This window comes from Pedococcus soli, assembly GCF_054782575.1.
Map to the genome: position 1 here is coordinate 1,069,188 of NZ_BAAGSF010000004.1, position 16,511 is coordinate 1,085,698.

Annotated in this window: 14 protein-coding genes and 1 tRNA gene; 8 read left to right on the forward strand and 7 right to left on the reverse strand. The window is 71.7% G+C overall.

Translation table 11 applies throughout. The features are described from left to right. Window positions 1-144 precede the first annotated feature (144 nt). Both ACYVKF_RS11115 and ACYVKF_RS11120 read left to right on the forward strand, forming a co-directional pair. Window positions 145-597, forward strand: a complete 453-nt coding sequence (locus ACYVKF_RS11115; RefSeq protein ID WP_460966455.1) for a hypothetical protein — start codon at window positions 145-147, stop codon at window positions 595-597. A 54-nt stretch (window positions 598-651) separates the two neighbouring features. Continuing rightward, window positions 652-1,173: a hypothetical protein gene (locus ACYVKF_RS11120; RefSeq protein ID WP_460966456.1), complete on the forward strand. Its 522-nt coding sequence runs from the start codon at window positions 652-654 to the stop codon at window positions 1,171-1,173. On the opposite strand, the gene ACYVKF_RS11125 is transcribed toward ACYVKF_RS11120, so the two are convergent. The 4 genes from ACYVKF_RS11125 to ACYVKF_RS11140 form a co-directional block, all read right to left on the reverse strand. Continuing rightward, window positions 1,170-1,718, reverse strand: coding sequence for a cysteine hydrolase family protein (locus ACYVKF_RS11125; RefSeq protein ID WP_056916304.1), 549 nt, complete (start codon window positions 1,716-1,718; stop codon window positions 1,170-1,172). The genes ACYVKF_RS11120 and ACYVKF_RS11125 overlap by 4 nt on opposite strands. Next, window positions 1,715-3,217: a purine-cytosine permease family protein gene (locus ACYVKF_RS11130; RefSeq protein WP_056916305.1), complete on the reverse strand. Its 1,503-nt coding sequence runs from the start codon at window positions 3,215-3,217 to the stop codon at window positions 1,715-1,717. Before ACYVKF_RS11130 ends, ACYVKF_RS11125 begins: the two co-directional genes overlap by 4 nt. A gap of 137 nt (window positions 3,218-3,354) precedes the next feature. After that, a complete protein-coding gene (locus ACYVKF_RS11135) occupies window positions 3,355-3,552 on the reverse strand; it encodes a DUF3073 domain-containing protein (RefSeq protein ID WP_056916306.1) in 198 nt (65 codons plus the stop codon). A 167-nt stretch (window positions 3,553-3,719) separates the two neighbouring features. After that, window positions 3,720-4,844 carry a Glu/Leu/Phe/Val dehydrogenase dimerization domain-containing protein gene (locus ACYVKF_RS11140; protein ID WP_460966457.1) on the reverse strand — a complete coding sequence of 375 codons (1,125 nt, stop codon included), beginning with the start codon at window positions 4,842-4,844 and terminating at the stop codon, window positions 3,720-3,722. Between the two features lie 201 nt (window positions 4,845-5,045). Between ACYVKF_RS11140 and ACYVKF_RS11145 the strand changes: the two genes are divergently transcribed. The 3 genes from ACYVKF_RS11145 (at window position 5,046) to ACYVKF_RS11155 (ending at window position 7,064) form a co-directional block, all read left to right on the forward strand. Then, the gene (locus ACYVKF_RS11145; RefSeq protein ID WP_056916307.1) at window positions 5,046-5,234 is read left to right on the forward strand and encodes a BldC family transcriptional regulator; all 189 of its coding nucleotides are present in this window, start codon (window positions 5,046-5,048) and stop codon (window positions 5,232-5,234) included. 175 nt (window positions 5,235-5,409) lie between these two features. Beyond that, window positions 5,410-6,489: a CaiB/BaiF CoA transferase family protein gene (locus ACYVKF_RS11150; protein ID WP_460966458.1), complete on the forward strand. Its 1,080-nt coding sequence runs from the start codon at window positions 5,410-5,412 to the stop codon at window positions 6,487-6,489. A 194-nt stretch (window positions 6,490-6,683) separates the two neighbouring features. Beyond that, a complete protein-coding gene (locus tag ACYVKF_RS11155) occupies window positions 6,684-7,064 on the forward strand; it encodes a hypothetical protein (protein WP_460966459.1) in 381 nt (126 codons plus the stop codon). A 259-nt stretch (window positions 7,065-7,323) separates the two neighbouring features. On the opposite strand, the gene ACYVKF_RS11160 is transcribed toward ACYVKF_RS11155, so the two are convergent. Together ACYVKF_RS11160 and ACYVKF_RS11165 are read right to left on the reverse strand one after the other, a co-directional pair. Beyond that, the gene (locus ACYVKF_RS11160) at window positions 7,324-10,665 is read right to left on the reverse strand and encodes a response regulator (protein ID WP_460966460.1); all 3,342 of its coding nucleotides are present in this window, start codon (window positions 10,663-10,665) and stop codon (window positions 7,324-7,326) included. 37 nt (window positions 10,666-10,702) lie between these two features. Further along, window positions 10,703-13,915: a PAS domain S-box protein gene (locus ACYVKF_RS11165; RefSeq protein WP_460966461.1), complete on the reverse strand. Its 3,213-nt coding sequence runs from the start codon at window positions 13,913-13,915 to the stop codon at window positions 10,703-10,705. A gap of 241 nt (window positions 13,916-14,156) precedes the next feature. Between ACYVKF_RS11165 and ACYVKF_RS11170 the strand changes: the two genes are divergently transcribed. Next, entirely contained in the window at window positions 14,157-14,558 is a 402-nt protein-coding gene (locus ACYVKF_RS11170; protein WP_056916312.1) for a response regulator, read from the forward strand. Further along, window positions 14,546-14,863 carry an Hpt domain-containing protein gene (locus tag ACYVKF_RS11175; RefSeq protein WP_056916313.1) on the forward strand — a complete coding sequence of 106 codons (318 nt, stop codon included), beginning with the start codon at window positions 14,546-14,548 and terminating at the stop codon, window positions 14,861-14,863. The genes ACYVKF_RS11170 and ACYVKF_RS11175 overlap by 13 nt, the downstream gene beginning before the upstream one ends. A 235-nt stretch (window positions 14,864-15,098) precedes the next feature. On the opposite strand, the gene ACYVKF_RS11180 is transcribed toward ACYVKF_RS11175, so the two are convergent. Then, window positions 15,099-15,175 (reverse strand) — tRNA-Phe (locus tag ACYVKF_RS11180). Between the two features lie 270 nt (window positions 15,176-15,445). Here ACYVKF_RS11180 and ACYVKF_RS11185 point away from each other — a divergent pair. Next, entirely contained in the window at window positions 15,446-16,477 is a 1,032-nt protein-coding gene (locus tag ACYVKF_RS11185) for a LacI family DNA-binding transcriptional regulator (RefSeq protein ID WP_460966462.1), read from the forward strand. Window positions 16,478-16,511 lie beyond the last annotated feature (34 nt).

A 16,511-nucleotide genomic window follows, 5' to 3' on the forward strand; every position in this document is an offset into this window, starting at 1 on the left:
GTCGGCCTGGCCGACGCGACGGGGTGACCTCGGGCGATCCCGGGGCGAAACCCCTATACCGTGCTCTGGACTCCACCACCTGACGCAGGGCTGGGCCGCGTTCTGGTGGAGTGCGACCGCCGACGGCCTGCCTAGCCTCGAAGCGTGAGCCTCATGCACTTCCTGCGCAAGCAGCCCGAGGAGCCGGCGCCGGTCGAGCGCCACGAGCTGCGCCAGTACCGCTACCTGCTGCGGACGGCCCCACCCGAAGCCCTCGACGCCCTGCACCTCGACGCCCTGCTGGTCCTCGACCCGGCGGTCCGCGCGATCATCCTGCGGACGGCGCAGGAACGCCTCCAGACCGGGCGCGACCTCACCGTGGACGACATCCACCGCCTCGCCCGCCTCATGACCGTCGCGGAGATCCGCACCCCCGGGGTGCTGGTGTCGGGTCTGGTCGACATCGCGCACGAACGCCTCGCCCGTGCCGTGCTCCGGCAGGCAGCGCAGACCGACCTCCTCGACGGGTACGACACCTGGGACGGTGTGGACCCCGACCTCGCCACCAGCGCACGGCGCCTGTCGCCGCCGCCGGAGGAGCTCCGTCGGGGTGCCTGACCCCGACCTCGCGAATGCCTGGCGCCCGGGACGACCACGGTCCTACCCTCGATCATGACGATCTTCGGTCGGGCCAAGGTGTCCGTGCAGCCGGCCGCCCACGCGGAGGACCCGGTCGAGCGGCAGTACCGGTACCTGTTGCGCACCGCCCCCACCGATGCCCTGGAGGAGGCGCACGTCGAGGCCCTCGAGGCGGTCACCGAGCAGGTGCGGGACGCTGTGCTCCGCACGGTCCAGGACGCCCTGGTCGCCGGGCAGCGGCTCACGACGGGTGACCGTCGCGCGATCGCGCGGCTGGTGACGGCCGGTGAGCGACGGGCGCCCGGGATGTTCCTCGCCGCCTGCCCGGCCGGTCCGCGGCGCCGGCTGGCAGAGGCCGTCGTGGCGTCCGAGGCCGTGTTCGGCCTGTTCACCGGGTATGCCGCGTGGGACGGCTCCGATCCGGAGCCCGCCGACCTCGGGGTGGACCACGGAGGAGCGCACCCGGTGGACCGGGGCGACCCTGCCGCCGAGGCCAAGGCGTTCGCCTACGGACACGCCGCGGCCGTCAGCACGTGGGGCACCAGCGGCGGCTAGCCGCAGGTCGCGAGGACCTCGTCCGTGGTCGCGAGGTGGACGAGCGGACCGTAGAGGGCCATGACGTCCAGCGCCTTGGTGTGGTTCTCGTCGGTCGAGCCCGCGCAGGCGTCGGTCACCACGGTGACCGACGCGCCGGCGTCCGCCGCGGCCAGGACGGTCGAGATCACGCAGCAGTCCGTCGCGACCCCGGCGACCACGAGGCGGGGGTGCTCGCCCACGGCGGGACGCAGCACCTCCCACTTGCCGAACGTCGGTGCCGTCACGACGCGCGCGGGCAGGTCGGCCACCTCGTCGGTCAGCGCGTACAGCGGGTCGTCATCACCGACGAGCGCCCACGGGAAGTCCTCGTAGTACGGCTTCCACGCACCGTCCGGGGCCGCCGGTGCCACGAACCGGGTGAGGACCGTGCGGTCCGGGTATGCCGCGGCGAGCCGGCGCGCGGAGCTCGCGGCGGCGGCATACCGGGGGGCGCACCAGGCGCTCGACGGGTCGCCGAAGACGCGCTGGAGGTCGATCCCCACGAACCAGGTCGTCCCGCTCACGCGCGGGACCCCGTGCCCTCCTCCTGGCGGCGGACGGTCCCGCGGCGCAGCACCAGGGTCGCGACGAACGACAGGACCAGCGCGAGGAGCACGCCGAGGTTGGCGTACGGCCAGTTGCCCTCCCAGAACGCGCCGGCGGGGTCGTCGACGAACTTGCCGAGGCCGAGCGGCTCCAGCAGGTAGCCCTGCCAGTTGTTCCAGGAGGCGTCCTTGGCGAAGCTGTTGACGACCAGGCCCCAGCCGATCACGGACGTCACGACCATCGTGCCGATCGAGGCCCAGTCCCATGCGCCGTACCGGCCGGCCGGGTCGAACAGCGCCGCCTCGTCGTAGTCGCGCTTGCGCAGGACGATGTCGGCGATCATGATCCCGGCCCACGAGGCGAGCGGGACGCCCAGGGTGATGAGGAACGACTGGAACGGGTTGATGAAGCTGTCGGCGAAGAAGACGACGTAGATCGTGCCGACGGTGAGGATGACCCCGTCGACGAACGCGGCCCGCGGTCGCGAGATGCGCACGCCGAGGGACAGCAGCGTCAGGCCCGAGGAGTAGATGCCGAGGACGGCACCGCTGACCAGGGCCAGGATCGCTGCGAGCAGGAACGGCACGAGGAACCAGGTCGGCAGGATCGTGGCCAGGGTGCCCACCGGGTCGGACCCGATGCCCTCCAGCAGCTTCTTGTCGGAGCCGGCGAGGGCCAGCCCGAAGACGACGAGCAGCACGGGCGCGAGCGCGCCGCCGAAGGTGTTCCACCCGACGATGGAGGCGCCGGAGGCGTCGCGCCGCTGGTAGCGGGACCAGTCGGCGGCGATGTTGATCCAGCCCAGGCCGAAGCCGGTCATCACCAGGACGAGGGCGCCGACGACCTGCTGGGTGGAGCCCGAGGGGAGGTCGGAGACCGTGGACCAGTTGATGTGTCCCACCGTGAGCGCGATGTAGACGACGCTGACCGCACCGGTGATCCAGGTCAGCCAGGACTGCAGCCGCATGATGACGTGGTACCCGGCGACGGAGGCCGCCACGACCAGCGCCGCCGTCACGAGGCTCGCCACGATCTTGGTGGCGGTGCCGCCGCTCCACCCGAGCTGGGTGAAGATCGTGGCGGTCGCGAGGGTCGCGGTGATGACCAGGAAGGTCTCCCAGCCGATCGAGGTCAGCCACGACATGACGCCGGGGACCTTCTGGCCGGTCACGCCGAACGCGGCTCGCGACAGCACCATCGTCGGCGCGGAGCCCCGCTTGCCGGCGATGGCGATCACGCCGCACAGGGCGAACGACACGACGACCCCGACGACCGTCACGACGAACGCCTGCCAGAACGAGATGCCGAACCCGAGGACGAATCCGGCGTACGACAGCCCGAACACCGAGACGTTGGCCGCGAACCACGGCCAGAAGAGGTCGGAGGGCCGGGCGGTTCGCTCGGCCTCGTCGATGATCTCGATGCCGGTGGTCTCGACCCCGAGACGGCGCGTCTGCTCGCGCGTGTCAGTGCTCATGGCGCGAGCGTAGGCCCTGACGGCCCCCACCACTCATGCGCCACGGCACGACGCCATGACGACGTGCCGTGGTGCGGCGGTGATGACACACGGGCAGGGCCCGCGCATGAGGTGGTGTGGTCGGTCGAGCGTCCGGGTCAAGCTTGACCCGAGGCCCACTTCCCGTACTCGTCGTACTCGTCCTCACTGACGGAGGTGTCGGACTTTCGGTCCGGCTCCGCGTAGGAGGACCCGTGCAGTTCTTGCTCAAGCGCACTCAGGTCGGTGTTGGGAGAGAAGTACTTCAGCTCCCGGGCAACCTTGGTCTGCTTGGCTTTGGCCCGGCCGCGCCCCATGGCGTGACCCCCTCATGCGTCTGGCGGGACGGCATCGCTGGGTCCGAGTCGTCGTGATGACGGCTCGACTCCGCGGAGCGGTCCCGGGAATCGTGTATTTGTCGTGGGGCCAACGCTACATGAGCGTGGCAAGTTTGGCGGCAGGACTCCCGGCTGACGGGACGAGATCAGCGTGCCGGCAGCCAGATCCCGCCGGCTGCCCCGGCCGCCATCCGCTCCTCGGCGATGTGGTCGGCGGCCGCTGCAGGCGTGATGTCGCGTGATGTCGCGGTCTCGAGGACCTCGAGGGTGTGGTCGAAGATCGCCGCGGCGCCCTTCTTCGCCCGCTCGAAGTCGAACCCGTGCAGCTCGTCGCTGACCTGGATGACGCCACCGGCGTTGACGAGGAAGTCGGGGGCGTAGGTGATGCCGCGGGCCTTGAGCTGGTCGGCCGTCCCGCCCGGGCCCTCGGTCACGAGCTGGTTGTTGGCGCCACCGCACACCACGGTGGCCCGCAGGGCGGCGACGGTCTGCTCGTCGAGCGCCCCTCCGAGCGCGCAGGGGGCGTAGACGTCCAGGTCGGACCGGACCAGGGCGTCGGTGTCGGCGACGACGTCGATCTGGGGGTGGGTGGCCTTGAGCGCCGCGACGGCCTGCTCGTTGACGTCGGTCACCACGACGTGCGCGCCGTCCTCGAGGAGGTGGCCGGTGAGGATGCGACCCACCTTGCCGACGCCGGCGATGCCCACGGTCCGGCCCTTGAGGGTGGCCTCGCCCCACAGGTGCTGGGCGCACGCGCGCTGGCCCTGGAACACGCCGTACGCGGTCAGGACGGAGGAGTCGCCCGCGCCACCGTTGCTCTCCGAGCGCCCGGTGGCGAAGCGGGTCGTCTCGCTGACGACGTCCATGTCGGCGACGTAGGTGCCCACGTCGCAGGCGGTGACGTACCGGCCGCCGAGGCTCTCGACGAACCGGCCGTAAGCGCGCAGCAGCTCCGGGGTCTTGTCGGTCGCGGGGTCGCCGATGATGACGGCCTTGCCCCCACCGAGGTCGAGCCCGGCGACCGCGTTCTTGTAGGCCATGCCGCGCGAGAGGCGCAGGACGTCGGCAAGGGCGGCCTCGTCGGAGGCGTACGGGTAGAACCGCGTCCCGCCGAGGGCCGGCCCGAGGGCGGTGCTGTAGATGCCGATGATGGCCCGCAGGCCGGTGGCGCGGTCGTGGCAGAACACGACCTGCTCGTGCTGGGCCATCGCGGCCAGGGGGCCGGGGGGCGTGGGCAGCACGGGGCTGGACGGCGACGAGGACGTGGTCACGGTGGTGACTCCTGGAGCTCGGTGGGGCGCTGGACGGGAACGGGATGGCGCGGGTCACGCGCCCACCCCAGCGTATTCCTGACCACCTGGTGGTCGTGTGACTAGTCCCAACGGGCCATGGGGGATGACCCGTATGGAATGTTCCCAAAGCATCCCCCTTGTCCGATTATGGAGAGACGTCCCCTGCACGAGGAGAAAGTCATGGTTACTCGCACCACCGAGGTCGAGAAGTTGCTCACCCCCGCGGAAGTCGCGTCACTGTTCCGCGTCGACCCCAAGACGGTCACCCGCTGGGCCAAGGCCGGCAAGCTCAACTCGATCCGCACGCTCGGCGGCCACCGCCGCTACCGAGAGGCCGAGGTTCGCGCTCTTCTCACTGACGTGATCTGAGCCGCTGACCGGCGTCCGGGGGCAGGGCCCGGGCGCTGGACCACCAGTGGCTCTCCATCACCGCTCACCCACGGGTGAGGTCACCACCGGCTCGGGAAGGTCGGTGGGGTCAGGGCCTTGACGGTCCGGACCTGCCTGGCCTCGTCCGCAGCCCCGCGACGGTACGTTGCGGACCATGGTCGACCACGCGCTGCCTGCTGCCCGTCAGGGCCCGCTCACCGATGTGGGTGTGGTCGAGGTCGGTGGGATCGGTCCCGTGCCGTTCGCGGCCATGCTGCTGGCGGACCTGGGGGCCGACGTCGTGCGTGTCGACCGTCCCCTGGACGACCTGAGCGGCACCCACGCCGTGCTGTTGCGTGGGCGGAGGTCGGTGGTGCTCGACCTCAAGTCCGACGAGGGTCGGACGGAGGTGCTGCGCCTGGTCGAGGCCAGCGACGTGCTGCTCGAGGGCTTCCGCCCCGGCGTGGCCGAGCGGCTGGGGTTCGGACCCGAGGTCGCCCTCGCGCGCAACCCGCGCCTCGTCTACGGCCGGATGACCGGGTGGGGACAGGACGGGCCGTATGCCGCGCTGGCCGGCCACGACATCACCTACCTCGCGATCAGCGGGGTCCTCGACGCGTTCGTCGGGGACGGCGGCCGACCCGTGCCACCCCTCAACCTCCTCGGTGACTTCGGTGGGGGTGGGGCGCTGCTGGCCTTCGGGGTCCTGGCCGGCGTGCTGCACGCTCGCGCCACCGGCGAGGGCCAGGTGGTCGACGCCGCGATCGTCGATGGCGTCGCGGCGATGACGGCGATGCAGCAGTCGCTCCTCGCCTCCGGGGCGTGGTCGGGGCCGCGGGGCCACAACCTGTTCGACGGTGGAGCTCCGTTCTACCGCTGCTACCGCACCGCGGACGACCGGTGGATGGCGGTCGGCGCGATCGAACCGGTCTTCTACGGCCGCCTCCTGCAGGGTCTGGGCCTCCACTCCGCCGAGCTGGCCGCCGCCCAGATGGATGCTGCGACGTGGCCGGCGACGAGCGAGCGGCTGGCGAAGGAGTTCGCCCGTCGCACCCGGGCCGAGTGGGTCTGCGTGTTTGCGGACCTCGACGCCTGTGTGGCGCCCGTGCTCAGCCTGCAGGAGGCGAGGGAGGACCCCCACCTGGCTGCGCGCCACACGTATGCCGCTCGGGCGGGGTCCGTGGTCCACCCCGGCGTCGTGCCGCGGTTCTCGGCCACTCCGGGGTCCGCGGGCACGACCAGTGCACCCCGGTGAAGGGATGAGTGCGGCGAGCCCCGGACGAACGCGGACGAAGCGCTTCGGCTGACAGGCTCGGCGAGTTGGGACTAGGCGGTGCTGGCCGAACGGACGACATCACGTTCAAGTATTGGCAAAGTTCCTATCCCCGACCTCCCGAGAAGTGTTCGATCATCACATAACTTACGCAGGTGTCTTCTAGGGAGCTCGTAGTGATCAACAGCCTCGGCCTTTTCGTCCAGGAGCAGATGAGCCTGCTCGGATGGACCCGCGAAGTCCTCTCCGAGCGCACCGGGATCGATGAGTGGACGCTGGCCACGATCCTGGATTCCCACGTCCTCCCCGGGTCGCCCGACACCGACGACATCGTGACCCTCGCCCGGGCGTTCTCGATGCCGGTGCGGGAGATCGTCCTCCGTTCCGCCGAGGGGTGCGGCCTGCACGTGATGGCGCCGCTGAGCCCCACCGAGACCCTGCTCCTCGCCTCGAACGACGAGCTCATGCGGGAGGTGCGTCGCCGGCTCGCGCTGGGCGCCCGCACCGGTGGCTACCTCGCCGCCCCGGCCCAGCACTGGGACGTCGAAGCCGTCTGACCCCGCAGTACCCGTCCGAGCCTCCTCGGCCGGTCCTCGGCCCCTCCTTGGCCCCTCCCTGGCCCCTCCCTGGCCACGGACGCCCGAGGACCCACCTCGGACCCCAAGAACTGCCCGCCCCTCGTGGTGGGGCCTGCGTGTCCTCAGGCTCCACCACGAGGGGCTCTGGCATTCCCCGCCGGAGGGCACGTGGGCCGGGGGCCAGCCGCGGGCCGCTGACGTCCAGACCCGTGACCTTCAGGACTCGGGCGAGGGTCCCTCAGGCGTCGCGGCGCAGGACCGAAGCCAGCCCCTCCAGGGCGGCCACGGCCCGCTGGCGCTCCCGGGCCAGGTTGTCGAGCACGCGGTCGTCGACGAGCTCACCCTGGTCGCCGAGGTCCTCGACCTCCTTGCACAGCGCGGCCAGGGCGGTCGCGCCCAGGTTGGCCGAGCTGCCCTTGAGGCTGTGGGCGGCACGGCCCATCTCCTGGGCGGCTCCGGTGTCGCGGGCCCGCACGAGCTCGCGCATCGTCTGACCTGAGTTCACGTCGAAGCGGTCGATGAACCGCAGCAGCATCGACGGGTCACCGGGTTCGAGGTCGAGCAGCTCCCCGAGCCGGTCTCGGTCGAGGACGTCCGTGTCGGCGTCGGGAACGAGGTCCGCGCCGGTGCCGCCGGTCTCGCCGGTCTCGCCGGAAGGCGTCGTAGCGGTCGGTGCCGACAGGGGAGCCGACCCCTGCGCCGAAGCCTGCGCCGACAGGCGTGCCGGCGCACCAGCGGCCCTGCTCGTTCGCTCGGGGTCCGGCTGGACCCAGCGGGCCAGGGTCGAGCGGAGCAGGCCCACGTCGACGGGTTTCGTGAGGAAGTCGTCCATCCCGGCGAGCAGGCAGCGCTCGCGCTCCCCGGCGATCGCGGCGGCGGTCATGGCGATGATCGGCACCCGGGACGCGTTGGCCTCGTGGGCACGGATCGCCCGCGTCGCCTCGTAGCCGTCCATCTGCGGCATCTGGCAGTCCATGAGGATCGCGTCGTAGGCGCCGGGGTCCTCCACGAAGGTGGCCACGCCGATGACGCCGTTCTCGGCGACGGACGCGGCATACCCGAGGCTCTCCAGGATGCCCACGGCGACCATCTGGTTGACAGCGTTGTCCTCCACCACGAGGACCCGGCCGAGGTGGCCTGCGGGGCCGGCTGCCGCGGGCGGGCTCGGCGCGACCCCGCGCGCGTGGGCGGCAGAGCCGAGCGGCGTCGGGGCCGACGCGGCCACGGTCGCGAGGCTGTCGAACAGGCTCGAAGCGAACACCGGCTTGGTCAGGGCGAGGTCGATGCCGGCCTCGGTCAGGGTCGAGGACTTGAGGTCCATCGACGAGCTCAACAAGATGATGCGGGTGGCGGCGAACCGGCCGTCGCCGCGCACCATCCGGGCGAACTGCTCACCGTTGACGCCCGGCATGAGGTAGTCGAGCAGCACGATGTCGAACGGCGTGCCGTGCCGGTTCGCCTCGTCGAGCAGGCTGAGCCCTTCGACGCCGGAGGCGGCCAGGGACGTGTCGACCTTCCACGAGCCCAGCTGCTCCTCGAGGATGAAGCGGTTGGTCTCGTTGTCGTCGATGACCAGGACGCGCAGGCCGGAGACGATCGCCGTTCCCATCGTCGCAGGCACGGACACCTCGGTGGCGGGGGCGAACGGCGCCGTGAACCAGAACGTGCTCCCGCGACCGCGGGCGCTCGTGACCCCGATCTCGCCACCCATGGCCGTGACGATCTGGCGGCAGATGGCCAGTCCGAGGCCGGTGCCCCCGAACTCGCGCGTCGTCGAGGTGTCGCCCTGGGAGAAGGCGGTGAACAGGCGGCTCTGCACCTCGGGCGTCATGCCGTAGCCGGTGTCGGTCACCTCGACCCGCAGGACCACCGAGTCGTCCGGCGTCCCGCGCTCGAGGGAGGCCCGCACGACGACCTCGCCGCTCGCAGTGAACTTCACGGCGTTGGAGGTGAGGTTGGCGACGACCTGTCCGAACCGGACGGGGTCGCCGCACACGGCGGTCGGCAGGTCGGGCTGGCAGGACACCACGAGCTCGAGCGACTTGCGCCGGGCCAGCTCGGCCACGACGGTGCTGCTCTGCTCGATGACCGTGCGCGGGTCGAAGTCGACCTGCTCCAGCTCGAGCCGGCCGGCCTCGATCTTGGACAGGTCGAGGATGTCGTTGACCAGGGCCAGCAGCTGGCGCCCGGCGTTGTCGATGCCGTCGGCGAGCCGGCGCTGGCGCTCGGTGAGCTCGGTGCGGTTGAGCAGCTCGGAGAGCCCGATGACACCGTTCAGGGGGGTACGGATCTCGTGGCTCATGGTGGCGAGGAACTGTGACTTGGCCACCGAGGCGGCCATGGCGTCGTCGCGAGCGGTGGCAAGGCGTTCGCGCGTCCACTCACGCTCGGCGACGCGGCTGAAGAGGGCGGCGGCCTGGCTGATGGTGACCGCGTCGCTCTCGGTCGGCGGCGTCGTGGCGCGGCTGTCCATGACGATGACGCAGGCGGCGCGGCCCTCGGCCACGATCGGGGCTGCCACCAGGGTCGTGCCCTCCGAGGTGGAGCCGACGGCTGGGGTGCGCTGCTGGACGGCCTGACGGGCCAGGCGCAGTGCCTCCTCGCGGTCGTCCTGGGGCGTCTGCCGCAGGTCGCCGTCGACCGGGTCGAGGCGACCGTCCTCGGCGACCATCCACGCGGCGACCGGACGCCACCCGGTGTGCGTGGCGACGTCTGCGATGACCGTGGGGACGACCTCGACGAGGCTGTTGGCCTGGTTGGCCGTCGTGGCCATCGCCGAGAGCAGGGCCAACGCCTGTTCGGCGTCCTTGGTGGCGGTGATGTCCTGGGACGTGCCACCCAGCCGGAGGACCTGGCCGTCGGCGTCCCGGGTCACCTGGCCGCGGCCGCGGATCCACATGATCTCGCCGTCCACCTGCACCGTGCGGGCGTCGAACTCGAACGCGTCGCGACCGGCCAGGGCTTCGCCGATCGCCGCGTTGACCCGGTCCCGGTCGTCCGGGTGGAGCCGCTCGATGAACGCTCGGTAGTTGGGGACGGGCTCACTGCCCCGCTCGATCTCGTAGATCCGGTAGAGCTCGTCGGACCAGGTGACGACGTCGGCGCGGACGTCCCACTCCCAGCTGCCGATCTTGGCGATCCGCTGGGCCTCGGCGAGCTGCTGCTCGCGGTGCTGCAGGGTGTCGAGGAGGCGGCGCTGCTCGCTGTACTCGGTGACCCGGTGAAGCCACCCGACGTGGTCGCCGTCGTCGTCGAGGACGGGGGTGTGGCTGACGAGCGCCCAGATGTCCGACCCGTCGCCGCACAGGAAACGACACTCGAGGTTGTTCCCCGGGGTCCGGGTGGTGGCGAGGTTGGCCAGGTGGCGGGAGAGGTCGACCTTGCCCTGCTCGTCCATGCAGTCGTAGACCGACAGGGTGCGCATCTGCTCCGGGGTCCGTCGGAGGAGCTCACCGAGTCGGGCGTTGGCGAACACCGTCATGCCGTGCTCGTCGAACACCCACAGCCCGTCGGGAGATGCCTGGACCAGCCAGCGACTCAGGTCACCGGGGTCGACGTTGGCGAGGGCGGGGTGCTGCACCCTCCGATCTTCATGCATCAACAGGGGCCAAGCGTCGCTAAACGCTGGAAATCATCTCTTCGGTTGGTGCCAGGGGGAGTGTGAACGAGAACTGTGCCCCGCCCTGGGGGTGGTTGGTGCCCCAGATGCGTCCGCCGTGCTGCTCGACGAGCCCCCGGCAGATCGCCAGACCGAGGCCGGTGCCTCCGTGGCGCCGTGTGTCGGACGCGTCGGCCTGCCGGAACGGCTCGAAGATCACCTCGAACTGGTCGGGGGGCAGCCCGGGACCGTGGTCGCGGACCTCGAAGCAGACCTGCCGCCCGATCTCGCGCGTGGTCACCTGGACGACCGAGCCGGGGTCGGAGAACTTCACCGCGTTGGTGATGAGGTTGGTGAGCACCTGGATGGCGCGGTCCGGGTCGGCCATGACCCGGGCGGGCGACCCCTCCGCGTCGATCCGCACCCGCCGCTCGGCCACGAACGCCGCAGTGTCCTGCAGGCTGGCCGCGACGAGCGCGCTGGTGTCGCAGGCCTGCGGGTACAGCGCCATCTGGCCGGCCGCGAGGCGCTCGATGTCGAGGATGTCGGTGACCAGCCGGATCAACCGGTTGGTGCTCACGGTCGCGAGGTCCACCATCCGCCCTGCGGCTGCCGGGAGCTCGCCGGCCGCGCCGCCACCGAGCAGGCCGAGCGCACCCCGGATCGACGTGAGCGGCGTCCGCAGCTCGTGGCTCACCACCGCGAGGAACTGGTCCTTCATCCGCTCGACCGCGCGCTGCTCGCTCACGTCGCGGAACACGACGACCGCACCGCTCTCGACCCCCTCGGCGACGATGGGGGCGGAGATCCACTCGGAGTCGAACGCGGACCCGTCGGCCCGGGTGTGCCGCCCGAGGACGCGCGTCGCCACCGGCGCGGCGGAGCCGTCCTGCCCCTGAGTGGCCGACCCCGCAGTGGCCGACCCCTGCGAGCCCGGTATGGCGTCGGGCTGGCTCCCGGCCGGGAGCCGCCGGGGGGTGGTGTCCACCTCGGCCCGCAGCACGACCTGCACCGGTCGGCCGATGATCTCCTCGCGGCGTCGGCCCACCAGGGCGGCCCCGGCCTCGTTGATGAAGGTGACGTGGTCGGTGTCGTCGACGCCGTAGATGCCTTCGCCGGCGGAGTTGAGGACGGTCTCCAGCCGCTTGGAGAGCCGGCGCAGCTCGAGGGCGTGGCGACCGAGGTGGTGCTCGGCCCGGGCGCGCTCCACGACGCGTCCCAGCTGCGTGCCGAGGTGACGCATGATCTGGATCGTCGCGCTGTCGAGCTCGCGGATCTCGGTGCTGAAGAACTCCAGGACGCCGACCGGCTCCTCGCGGATCATCAGCGGGAAGGCGCACCCCGAGACCAGGCCCGCAGCCGTGCCCTGGACGGCGCGGCCCCGCTGGGCGCGCTCGTCGAGCCGGTCGATCCACTGGGGCTTGGCCTGCTCGAAGACGGTGCGGGGGAGCCCCAGCTCGCTGACCGGCAGCATCTCGGTGCGGGCGCGGAACTCGGAGCAGCACCCCGAGTCCTGGGAGTACCACTCGGAGTGCTGGAGGATGCCGGTGTCGTGGTCGGCGAGGTAGGCGTGTGCGAGCTGCCAGCCGCCGTAGTCGCAGAACGCCTCGAGCGTCGCGTGCAGGGCCTCCTCGACGCCGGACGCGGTGTTGGACGCGGTGGCCACCGACCCGAGCAGCTCGAGCGTCCGGGCCTGGCGGGCGAGAGCCAGCTCGGCGTTGCGCCGCTCGGTGATGTCCTGGGTGACCTTGCCGAAGCCGCGCAGCTCGCCCGACTCGTCGCGCAGGGCGGTGAGCACGACGCTGGCCCAGAACCGGGAGCCGTCCTGGCGCACGCGCCATCCCTCGTCCGTCGCGCGGCCCTCCGAGCGGGCCTGCTCGAGCAGCTGCCAGGGACGGCCGGCCTGCAGGTCCTCTTGGGGGTAGAAGGCGGCGTGGGAGCGCCCGAGGATCTGGTCCTCGGTGAAGCCGTGGATGCGCAGGGCGCCCTCGGTCCAGGTGATGACGTGCCCGTGCGGGTCGAGGTTGAGGATGGCGTAGTCGCGGACCTGGGTGACGAGCATGTCGAGGTTGGCCTCGCTGTGCCGCAGGTCGTCCTGCAGGCGTCGCTCGTCCGAGACGTCGCGGAAGCTCCACACCCGCCCCATGGTCGTGCCGTCGACCCGCTGCGGTTGGGAGTAGCGCTCGTAGATCCGGCCGTCGAGGAACCTCAGCTCGTCGAAGCTGGTCTGCTCCGGGTGGTCGTACAGGTCGCGCACCTGCGCCACGAACCCGTCGGGGTCGACGAGCTGCTCGAGCACCGAGCCCATCACCTTGCCGTCGTCGCCGGAGTTCATCACCTCCCGGTCGATGCGCCACATGGACGCGAACCGCTCGTTGTGACCGACGATGTGGCCGTCACGGTCGACGACGAGGATCCCGTCGACGGTGGACTCGAGGGTCGCGGCCAGCAGGGCGCGCGACGTGGCTGCGCGTTCGCGTTCCCCGGCCCGGGTCACGGCGAGCGCCGCGAGCTGCGCCGCCCACTCGGGGAGGTCGAGGTCGCCCTCGGGAGGCGGCGTGCCCGGCATGTAGTGGAGCGTGACGCAGCCCATCTCGCTGCCGTCCTGCCCCTTGATGGGGGAGGAGTGGGTGGCGCCCACGAACGTCGCGGTGACCGGGGGGTGGACCACCTGCGGCAGGTCCTTGACCGTGATCACGCAGCGGTGGGCGGACGCCATACCCATGACCTTGCGGGCCAGCCCCGCGAGCACCTCCGGCAACGAGGTCGGGCCGGCCAGCGCCTCGACCAGCTCGGCCTGGGCGGCGAGCATGAACCCTGACCGCTTCTGGTCGGTGATGTCGACGAGGAAGCCGTCCTGGACGATCCGGCCCTCCGCCGTCCGCGCCATGGCGGCGTCGTCGACGAGCCAGACGATCTGGCCGTCGGGACGGATCATGCGGTACTCGGAGCGGACGCGGCCGTCGACCTGGAGTCGGGACTCGCGGTCGAGCACCCGCTCGCGGTCGTCGGGGTGCAGGTGGCGCAGCCAGAGGTCGGGGTCGGCGACGAGGGCCTCGGGGGTGAGCCCGATCATGGCGGTCACTGCCGGGCTGGCGTGCAACCAGCGCCCTGCGGCACCCGGTTCGGCGACGTAGACGGCCACGCCGAGGCGGTGGGCCAGGGCCCGGTCCTCGGGTTGGAGGACGGGGCGCTCGGACCACTGCGTGAAGGGTCCCTCCCCTACCACCATGTCGCTCCCTCGATGCGTGGCCATGTCATCCGTGACGGGCGACCAACGAGTTCGATGGTAGGAGCCGAACTGTCCGATGTGCACCCTTTGGTCTGAGTCGGGTCTCCTTGTCAGCCCGTAGGACGGAGACGTCGATCGGCTGTGTGGACAGGATGTTGCGTGCAGTTGCCCCGAGGGACCTCGGGTTGATGCACTATGTCCGCATGATGTGCCGACCCGGGGGATCAGTCCCTCTCCCCGCATGACCCCCGCGCTGCCGTCAGGTGGCCCGCGGCGGGTCCTGGTGGTCGACGACGACGAGCTGATCCTCGAGGTGGCCGAGATGAGCCTGTCGATGGTCGGAGGCTGGGAGGTCACCACCGCCACGGGTGGTCAGGAGGCGCTGGACCGCTGCGCCCGCGAGCTGCCCGACGCCGTGGTCATGGACGTCATGATGCCGGGCATGGACGGGTCGACCGCTGCGGTGCTGATGTCGCAGGACCCCGCCATCAGCCACATCCCGGTCGTGCTGCTGACCGCCAAGGCCCAGGCCGCCGAGGACGCCCAGAAGTCGGGGCTCCCGGTCGTCGGGGTGCTGGCCAAGCCGTTCGACCCGATGACGCTGCCGGCCCAGCTCAGCACCATGCTCGGGTGGACCGCGTGAGCGACGAGGCCCTGATGTGGGCCAAGATGCGTGAGCGCGCCCGAGCCACGAACCTCGCCCGCACCGACCAGATCGAGCCTGCGCTCGCGGACGGCGCCCCGCGCGAGGTCGTCGACGCCGGCCGTGCGGTGGCCCACTCGGTGGCCGGGGCCGCCGGAACGTTCGGGTACGACGAGGCCTCCCGCCTGGCCCGCCAGATCGAGCACGCCCTCGAGGACGCCCTGCGCTCCGAGGCTCCGGCACCGGCCAGCCTGCGCGACGACCTGGTCGCGCTGCGCGCCGAGCTCCAACCCACCGACGCCTGACCTCCGCCGGACCGCCGCCGGACCGCTGGGCCGACTTCCCAGCCGACCTGCCGGTCCCGGACGACACGGCAAAACGGCAGTTGCTGGGCGAAACGGCAGTTATTCGTGCTGGTTTTGCCCAGCAACCGCCGTGTTGCGGGCGCGTCGCGAGCAGGACGCACAGCCCCGCAGGGCGTGCGAACTGGCTCGGACAGGACGAAACCGCCGCCACCTCACGGGTGACGGCGGTTCCTCGTGGTGGCCAGGGGCGGGGTCGAACCGCCGACCTTCCGATTTTCAGTCGGACGCTCGTACCAACTGAGCTACCTGGCCGTGAAGCACGCACAACATGCGTTCGCGACCGGTCTGCTCCGGTTGATCTCCGGGGTAGGCCTGTCGCGGCGCGTCGATCATATCCCATCGCCAACGGTGGTGGTGACGCCCTCTCGGGCGCCGGCTGGGGCTCGCGGAGCGCCATACCGCCCCTCGGTGCAGGCGTTATGCCGACGCGGGCTCCGCAGGTCCTAGAGTCTGCCGCGAGGCAACGGCACCGACCCCGCCCGTGTCCACCCCCAGTCCCCCGACCGGTCCCCGAGGAGCGCCATGACGAAGCCGGTACCGCGTCGTCGCCCGAGCCTCCAGGACGTGGCCGAGGTCGCCGGCGTCTCCCACCAGACGGTCTCGCGGGTGGTCAACGGGTCGCCGAGCGTCGCTCCCGCCACCCGTGACCGCGTCCTCGAGGCGATCCACGAGCTGGGGTACCGGCGCAACAGTGCCGCACGGGCCCTGGCCACCAGGCGGTCCGGGACGATCGGGGTCGTCGTCGCCGGGCTCGGCTACTTCGGGCCCTCCAGCACCGTGGTGGGCCTCGAGGCGGCGGCCCGCGCCGAGGGCTACAGCCTGGTCCTCGTGTCGGTGTCCGAGACGAGTCCCGAGGCGAGCAACCGGGCGACCCAGGACGCGATCGAGCACCTCATCGGCGAGTCCGTGGAGGCGCTGGTGATGATCGCCCCGGACGACGCCGGGCTGGACCTCGGCCCCGGGGCCCAGGTGCCGCTGCCCCTGGTGGTGCTGGACTCCGACCCGGCTCGGGCCGGGCTCAGCGTGGGGGTCGACCACGCGCAGGGTGCGCGGCTGGCGACCCAGCACCTCATCGACCTCGGGCACCGCCACATCGCCCACATCGGCGGGCCGGCCAACTGGTACCAGGCGGAGTGCCGCCTCGAGGGCTGGCGTTCGGCGCTCGCCTCCGCTGGGCTGACGCCGGGGCCGGTGCTCACGGGGGACTGGACCGCCTCGAGCGGTTACCGGCACGGTGTCGGGCTGGCCGCCGACCGGGACGTCAGCGCGGTCTTCGTGGCCAACGACCAGATGGCCATCGGGGTCCTGCGGGCCATGGCCGAGGCCGGGCGCAGGGTGCCCGAGGACGTGAGTGTCGTGGGCTTCGACGACCTGCCCGAGGCGGAGTACCTCTTCCCGCCGCTCACCACGGTCCACCAGAACTTCGTCGCCCTCGGGAGGGCGGCGCTGCGGGAGCTGCTCGGCGCCATCAACGGCGAGCCGGGCGACGGCGCGGTCCTCGTCCCGCCGAAGCTCGTGGTGCGGGGTTCGACCGCCCGACGCGCCCGCGCCTGAGCCCTCTGCCGAAGGGTCCGAGCGGCGTCCGAGC

Coding starts and splice junctions, on each gene's coding strand:
- ACYVKF_RS11120 (WP_460966456.1), top strand. CDS start 652: ATGACGATCTTCGGTCGGGCCAAGGTGTCCGTGCAGCCGGCCGCCCAC.
- ACYVKF_RS11130 (WP_056916305.1), bottom strand. CDS start 3,217: ATGAGCACTGACACGCGCGAGCAGACGCGCCGTCTCGGGGTCGAGACC.
- ACYVKF_RS11135 (WP_056916306.1), bottom strand. CDS start 3,552: ATGGGGCGCGGCCGGGCCAAAGCCAAGCAGACCAAGGTTGCCCGGGAG.
- ACYVKF_RS11145 (WP_056916307.1), top strand. CDS start 5,046: ATGGTTACTCGCACCACCGAGGTCGAGAAGTTGCTCACCCCCGCGGAA.
- ACYVKF_RS11150 (WP_460966458.1), top strand. CDS start 5,410: ATGGTCGACCACGCGCTGCCTGCTGCCCGTCAGGGCCCGCTCACCGAT.
- ACYVKF_RS11165 (WP_460966461.1), bottom strand. CDS start 13,915: ATGGTGGTAGGGGAGGGACCCTTCACGCAGTGGTCCGAGCGCCCCGTC.
- ACYVKF_RS11170 (WP_056916312.1), top strand. CDS start 14,157: ATGACCCCCGCGCTGCCGTCAGGTGGCCCGCGGCGGGTCCTGGTGGTC.
- ACYVKF_RS11185 (WP_460966462.1), top strand. CDS start 15,446: ATGACGAAGCCGGTACCGCGTCGTCGCCCGAGCCTCCAGGACGTGGCC.